This window comes from Ochrobactrum sp. RH2CCR150 (assembly GCA_014138095.1).
Classification (GTDB): Bacteria; Pseudomonadota; Alphaproteobacteria; order Rhizobiales; family Rhizobiaceae; genus Brucella; species Brucella gambitense.
The window spans coordinates 46,536-54,120 of the sequence record JACGXE010000022.1; the positions used below are offsets into that span (position 1 = coordinate 46,536).

Below are 7,585 nucleotides of genomic sequence, written 5' to 3' on the forward strand. Positions count from 1 at the left end.
AAATTGAATATGGCTACTGCATTTCTGTTACTCGATAAAAATGTGCTGACCATTTATCGATTGCGGTGATATTCAACCGACTAGTGCTCGTTCCCAAATAAGGAACAGGGACTCTCATCCTGGCAGAAGTTTTGAACGCGCCCCATCTTATCGCTGTCTGACACGCGCAAACGCATCGCGTTGCTGGTCATCGCTGGGCGCGGGCACTTCTATATAAATTCTGCGTTTGGAGAAGTGGGAAGGGCTCGTTCGAGTAGTCTCATCAATCCATGGGTCTGAACAAGAGCTGGGATCTGGAGGACAGCGCGCGAAACCTGACCGGTAATCAGCACGTCGTCCAATGACCAGGGTCAATGGTTAATATCCTTTCAAGGCGTAATAAATTACCCCTCATCGAGGTGTCGGCCGCTTTTGGCGCAGCGTTGGCATAAGAAGAGTAGATCGCTGAACTGCGGCCACCGTGCTCTGCGCCGTCCTATTGGAGGTGTTGACCACATCCACAAATAGGTCGGTCAAATCAGTTCTGGCGAGGTTGCTTTTTTAAAATGTCATTTTACCAGCACATTAAGAGGTGGCGAGTAATTAATCGTTAAATGGGCAAAACGTGATGATCGAGTATATTCATCTTTTAACGGATGCCACTATTGCCGCGGTTAATGGCTTGACTTTTAAATTTTTATCGATCAAATCATCGGATATCGATTAAATGATCGAGTAAAGAGCCGGGAGGGCTCTAGGGAGGTTTCCATGTTTCGAAGCACGATCTGCGCAATAGCTGTGTCTGCGTCCGTCCTGTATGCGCCGTTCACGGCGCACGCTCAGGCGCTCAATGGCAAGAAAATTGGCATTGCGGCACGCGAGATTACCAACGATTACAACCGCGACATCATCGCGGGTGCAAAATCACTGTTGGAAAAAGACGGCGCTCAAGTTGTCGTGACTGACGGCGGAGCTGACCCGCGCAAGCACAATGAAAACATTGAAAGCCTCATCAATTCAGGCGTTTCGGGGATTATCGTCCAACTGGGCGACGCACAGCAGTTGGCGCCAATCGTCAAGAAGGCGAGCGCAGCGGGTATTCCAGTCGTAACAACGTCAATCGGCTCGAAGGTCGAAGGCTCAGTCGCCGATGTCGGCGGTGACGATCCTCTCATGTCTGCAATTATGAGCCGGGCGCTGCTCTCAAGTATCCACTATAAAGGCGATATCTATGTTTTCTGGGTACCAGGCGCCCCCTTGCTCGAAACACGCAAGCGTATCCTCCAGGCGATTGTCGCCGACTATCCGCAGGTTAAGCTGCATGAAGTGCCGACCGAGCATAGCGTCGCGCGAGTTCAGGCGCAGATGGAAGATATTCTGACCGCCAATCCCGAGCCGGGCAGTATCGCCGCCGTGTGGGGCGCTTATGATTTGCTGGTTTCTGGCGCGGTGGAGTCCATCCGACGCAATGGCCGCAATGAAATCAAGGTCGCTTCAATTGACGGAGATCGCGTCGGTTTCCAGATGTTGCTGGACGTCGACAGCCCGTTTATTGCGACGGTCGTACAGGACGTTCCGCGTATTGGCGCTCTTGCCGCCGAGATTCTGACCCAAAAGCTGGGGGGGAAGGAAGAGTTTCCCGATACGCTATTTACCGATGCATGGTTGGCCACTCGCGCAAATGGGGTAGCAGCGGCTGAAAAGCGCTGGGGCTCCAATGTTTGGGACGATCTTGCCATCGCGCGTTCTGATGTCGAAAGCCGCTGGAAGCAGGACGGTGAGCTTCAGGTTGTCCATCCCGTTTTGCCCTGACGGAACTATGGTCAGGGCGCAGGTACGCTCGCGCCCTGACATGTGAAATAAAGCAAGAGGATCTGTCATGGTTCCGCACCAAACGGGCAAGCCTGCGGGGAGCGCGTCCGCGCCTGCGCTGGAATGCCGTTCAATCCGCAAGATCTTTCCTGGTGTGACGGCGCTCAGTGGTGTGTCGCTTTCGATCCGTAAGGGTGAAATACATGCTCTTCTGGGCCAGAATGGCGCGGGCAAGTCAACGCTCGTAAAAGTTTTAACTGGTGTTTACCAGACCGATGGCGGTGAGATATTCGTTGACGGTAACCCCGTCCGCATGCGCAGTGCGGTGGACGCTGAAGCCAACGGCATCGCTATTGTTCATCAAGACCAACAGCTAGTTGCGCAATTCGATGTCACACAGAATATCTTTCTGGGACATGAAAAATTGTCCGGGGGCTTTCTGGATAAGAGGGCCATGGCCGCCGTCGCCGAGACGGCTCTTGAGCGTGTAGGCGCGGCATTTACTTCCGACACTCTAGTGCGAGATTTGAGCGTCGCGCAACGTGAACAGGTGTCTATTGCCGCGGCCTTGTTGCGCGATCCCAAGATTCTCATCCTGGATGAACCAACAGCATCGTTAAGCGAGAAAGAAGCCGAGCTTCTTTTCACCATGATCCGCTCGTTGCGAGATCAAGGTGTAACAATCATCTATATCTCGCATTATCTCGATGAAGTGCTGGATCTGGTCGACCGCATCACCATCTTACGTGACGGACGTCTTGTCGAAACACGTGATGCGCTGGGCACGAGCCGCTCGGACATTGTGCAACTGATGGTCGGACGAGAGATTTCCCAACTTTATCCGAAAGAAGCCCTCCCACTGGGAGAGGTACTGATTGAAGTAAGGGGGCTCCAACAGGGGCAAGCTGTTCGTGGAGTGGATTTTTCCGTCAGACGGGGTGAAATTTTTGGCATTGCGGGTTTAATGGGGGCAGGTCGTTCGGAATTGGCGATGGCTCTGATTGGAGCCTTGCCGCGGAGTGCAGGTGAAGTCATCTTGCGGGGACAGGCGTCCGCTCCTGCCAATCCAGGCGCTGCACGACGTGAAGGCTTCGCAATCATTCCCGAGGACCGGCGGCATGAAGGCCTCCTCACTGGCATGACGATGCGCGAAAATCTAACCTTGCCTAATATCGGCCTCTGGTCCTGCGGCGGGCTGATCGATCTGCGGCGAGAAAAGGCGGATGCAGCCTCTATAGTGCGGAACTTGAACATTCAGCCCCCTGTTCTCAACCAGCTTGCGCGCAATCTTTCAGGTGGCAACCAGCAGAAGGTCGTTATCGGCAGGTGGCTTCCGGGCGATTCCGAGGTTTTCCTATTCGATGAGCCGACGACCGGCGTCGATGTCGGATCAAAGGTAGAAATCTACCGACAGATGATCGAGTTGGCGAGGCGCGGTGCAGCGATCATTTTCATTTCTTCCGATTTCGAAGAAGTCGCCGGCATGTGCGATCGCGTCGCGGTTATGCACAAGGGACGGATAAACGCTGTTCTTGAAGGTCAGAACAGCAATCCCGAGACCATGCTGTACTGGGCTTCCGGCAGCAACGAAAAAGAACAGCATACGCCCGCTACCCCTGCCGCACAGCACGGGCATATGCGACCGGAAACGCAGAAACCAACGAAAACGACGGTGACCCGCTGGTCAACCCTTGGCGGAATGGTGCTGGTGCTGGCGGTCATTACAATTCTCGCCCCCAATTTTCTTTCGATAGGAAATGTTTTCGATGTGCTGAAACAGGGCAGCGTTCTGGCGTTCATCGCTCTTGGCTTGACCATTGTGCTCGTTGCTGGTGGTTTTGACATGTCGGCTGGCGCTGCAAGTCAGTTGACCGCCAATATCGCGTCCGGCCTTCTTATCGGCGGTACAGGCATGATCGGCGCGATCGGCATGGGTTTGGCGACGGGCGCCGCAATTGGCGTGGTCAATGCGATGCTCGTACTTTTCTTCGGCATGCCGGCTTTTGTCGCCTCACTTGGCACCATGTTCGTTACCATGGGTGCGACATTGCTCTATAATGGCGGCCAGGCGTTAACGCTCTCAAATGAGCCCGCCTTCTTCTTCATCGGTCAGGGATATGTTGGCCCCGTGCCGTTTGTATTCATCCTGCTGCTTGTCGTGGCGGTGCTTCTGCACTTGTTATTGCGCCATACCAGACTGGGCTTGCGGATGTATGCGGTCGGGCAAAATCTTGAAGCCGCAGAATTGCGCGGCGTGGCTCGCTCGCCCTATGCTTTTGCATCTTTTGTGATTGGCGGATTGGTTCTGGGTCTGGCGGGCGTCGTTCTTGCTTCCTACAGTTACGGCGCATCTGCTTTGGCGACCGGCATAGATTTTCTGATCAGCGCGCTGGCGGCGGCCTTTCTGGGCAGCGCGCTGTCGCGGGCCGGTGATCTTAGTGTCACAGGAACGGTGATTACGGCGCTCTTCCTTGCTTCCTTGTCGAATGGCCTTGTCCTGATCGGCGTTTCAAGTCAGTTGCTTCCGGCCATCCAGGGGCTCGTTCTCATTCTCTCTATCGCGCTGGGTGTGTTTCGGCGACGGGAGATTGGGCAGGTACTGATTTTTTGAGGGCTTCGCGATGAACACCATGGTCACTTCCTCTGTATTCATCCGCAGTGCAGTGGATTTTCTGCGCAATTATGGCGCGATAATCGGCATGCTGCTCGTATTTGTGCTGTTCTATCTGCTCAAGCCGACTTTTCTCAGTCCTGCGAACATCGCAAATGTCCTGCGCCAGAGCACCGTCCTTATCATTCTTGCGATCGGATTGACTGTTGTTATGTCGATGCGCGGGGTGGATCTTTCCGTGGCGCAGGTGGCTGATGCCGCCGGACTGATCGCTGCGTTACTGATTATTCACCACTATCCCGTGTGGATGGCCTATCTTTTGCCGCTTTGTTTTGGACTGTGCATCGGTCTGATCAATGCCGTGCTCATGGGCTATATCGGAGTGCCAGCAATTATCGGAACACTAGGGATGATGTTTATTATCCGTTCCGGCGAATTGATGATGACAAACGGTGCGGAGCCCCAGATGCTCTTCACGCTGCCGCGCGGCATGACGAAGCCCTTCCTGTTTCTCGGTCAGGGGATGATTGGTCCATTCTCAGCATTGATCGTTATGACAATCATCGTCTTAATAGTTACATTCGTGCTGATGCGCTATACTCCGTTTGCTCGTCAAGCCAAGGCGGTGGGGCTGAACGTTCGGGCCGCGTTCCTCGCTGGAATTGATATCCGGCGCATCTTTGGAGCTGGCTTTGTGGTCGCGAGTCTGCTTGCTGCAATCGCAGGCGTTGCTCTCGTCTCTAGGACCGGTATCGCGGTGCCACGTGGAGCAGAACCGTATCTACTTGATGCTTTCGCGGCAGCGTATTTGGGGACGCTCGCTTCCAGACGTGGCGAAATGAACATACTAGGCACAATACTTGGCGCTTTGTTCATTGCTTTCCTCGGCAACGGACTGACGCTGCTCGGTCTTGGAGCGCCTTACCGTCTCGCGCTGAACGGAGCCTTCATTCTGCTCGCCATGGCTGTCGGCGGACTGAAACGTCAACATTGAAACAATCGAGGAGAGAACAGATGATTATCGATGCGCACAACCATCTTGGCGTCCGCGCTGGTGCAGTTCAGACAGGGGCGGACCTGATCGCAAGGATCGACGCGGTAGGTGTGGATAAGGCTGTGATGTTTCCCTTTGTGGAAGGGAATTTCACCAATGAACCCATTAAGGAAGCATTCGATCAGTTTCCCGACCGCCTTATCCCTTTTTGTGCTGTCAATGCATGGGAGGCAGGTGCCGCCGATGAGGTGCGCCGATGTGTGGTGGATTGGGGTTTCAAAGGGTTGAAGCTGCATCCCACCATAAATGGCTATCATCTTTCCGATCCACACCTAGTCGATCCACTATTCAAGGTCGCGGATGAGCTCGGCATTCCAGTGATCGTTCATGGCGCTAGCGATCTTTATAACAATCCCCCTGAGTTCGCACTCATGGCTGCGCGCTTTCCCAATGTGCCGCTCCTGATGGCGCATATGGGCTTTTTTTGGTCCGTGGATCAGGCGATCAGCTTCGCACGAGAATTCCCGAACCTCTATCTGGAAACATCACGGGCACCGATATTCGAGATTCAGACCGCCGTTCGTGCGCTCGGTCCGGATAAGGTAATCTGGGGAACAGATTCGCCGTTCGTTGATTACGAATGGGAGTTCAGAAAGATGGAAAGAGCGACGGACGATTCCGAAGGCTACTCAAAAATCGTAGGTGGTAACATCGCCCGCCTGTTGAAGCTGTAAAAAGGGTAGCTTATGCCGATGAGCAAGCGATCCACAAACAGAGGGGCGGGGCAATGAGCAGTCATGGGGATAAGGGTGAAGTCAACGGCGACAGGCGTCTTGACCTTGCTGCCCGTGCGGCATGGCTCTATTACGAAAAGAGCAAAACACAAGATCAGATCGCAGCAGAACTCGGAGTTTCACGACAAGTCGTGCAGCGTTTGATTGCGCTTGCGCAAAGTGAACGTCTTATTCGTTTTCAGCTCGTTCATCCCATGAGCGAATGCATCGAACTAGCGGAGCGGCTCATGGATCGCTTTTCGTTGCAGTATTGTGACGTTGCTATGAACGAATTCGGTAATATCGAGGATATACCCGCAGTCGGTCTGCATGCGGCATTGTATCTCGAGACGGTCTTACAGCAGAAAGCGCCACTGACTATTGCTATCGGGAATGGCAAGGCGATGCGCGAAGTGTCTCGGCGTTTGCAGCCCATCAATCGTCCGCAGCACAAATGTGTATCGTTAATGGGCAATTTGACCCGGGATGGGCGAGCAAGCCATTACGACGTGGTCACCTGGCTTTCCGAACGGATCGGCGCCCAATGTTTTCCCCTGCCAATGCCCGTCGTTACACATTCCATCGAAGAGCGGGAGGTATTACAGGCCCAACCTGGATATCGCAACCTTAAGGCTCTGGTCGGGGAGGCAAGCCTTCTTATGATGGGAATTGGCTATTGGGGGCCGGAGGCATCGCTTTACATGGACGGGTTCATCACGGCAGCCGAAACCGGGCAAGCGATGGAATGTGGAGCAATCGGAGAGCTGCTAGGAACCGCTATTGATGCGAATGGGCGTGTTGTCGATGCTGATTATCATCCGCGACTGACGTCCTTTGCGCTGACTTCTCCAGCCGAGCGACCGACGGTGATCGTTGGTTCCGGGACAAATCGTGCAGCCGCTATCACGGCGGCACTCGCGGCTAAACTTGCTAATGGTCTTATCACCGATGAGAACACAGCACGCCGGATACTAGACGGGGTGTAGTTCGCGCGCTTTCATATATTGGCACTCCCCGACAGCCAACCCTTGAACCAGACGACACTCCATGCATGCGATGGTTCCTCGGGCTCAGAAATCCCGCGACCAAGAAAGTCCAGTTTGTACCCGCTTGAATAAAGGATACCCTCATGACCAAGCTATCGCGCGCAACGCTTCAAAGCTTCGATAAAGTGCACAAGCCCGCTTACGACCCAGCCACATTGAAGCCGGGTATCGTGCATTTTGGCATAGGCAATTTTCACCGCGCGCATCAGGCTGTCTATCTGGACGATCTGTTTGCGACCGACGAGGGGCATGACTGGGCGCTGGTGGGCGCCGGCGTGCGGCCAAGCGACGATGCCATGCGCGATACGCTCAAGGCGCAGGACTGGCTGACCACCGTTGTTGAGCAGGAGGCCGATCATGCGGGTGCGCG

5 protein-coding genes and 1 pseudogene are annotated in these 7,585 nt (G+C 54.4%); all 6 read left to right on the plus strand.

Going from position 1 to position 7,585, the window contains the following annotated elements; genetic code table 11:
- The first annotated feature begins 747 nt into the window (after window positions 1-747).
- The gene (locus tag FHW03_RS24490) at window positions 748-1,791 is read left to right on the plus strand and encodes a substrate-binding domain-containing protein (RefSeq protein WP_182523037.1); all 1,044 of its coding nucleotides are present in this window, start codon (window positions 748-750) and stop codon (window positions 1,789-1,791) included.
- Between the two features lie 67 nt (window positions 1,792-1,858).
- The gene (locus tag FHW03_RS24495; RefSeq protein ID WP_182523038.1) at window positions 1,859-4,402 is read left to right on the plus strand and encodes an ATP-binding cassette domain-containing protein; all 2,544 of its coding nucleotides are present in this window, start codon (window positions 1,859-1,861) and stop codon (window positions 4,400-4,402) included.
- 10 nt (window positions 4,403-4,412) lie between these two features.
- Window positions 4,413-5,396, plus strand: coding sequence for an ABC transporter permease (locus FHW03_RS24500; protein WP_182523039.1), 984 nt, complete (start codon window positions 4,413-4,415; stop codon window positions 5,394-5,396).
- Between the two features lie 20 nt (window positions 5,397-5,416).
- Window positions 5,417-6,130, plus strand: a complete 714-nt coding sequence (locus tag FHW03_RS24505; protein ID WP_182523040.1) for an amidohydrolase family protein — start codon at window positions 5,417-5,419, stop codon at window positions 6,128-6,130.
- A gap of 53 nt (window positions 6,131-6,183) precedes the next feature.
- A complete protein-coding gene (locus FHW03_RS24510; RefSeq protein WP_038595167.1) occupies window positions 6,184-7,155 on the plus strand; it encodes a sugar-binding transcriptional regulator in 972 nt (323 codons plus the stop codon).
- A 143-nt stretch (window positions 7,156-7,298) separates the two neighbouring features.
- Window positions 7,299-7,585, plus strand: a pseudogene (locus FHW03_RS24515) (mannitol dehydrogenase family protein); the annotation flags it as partial.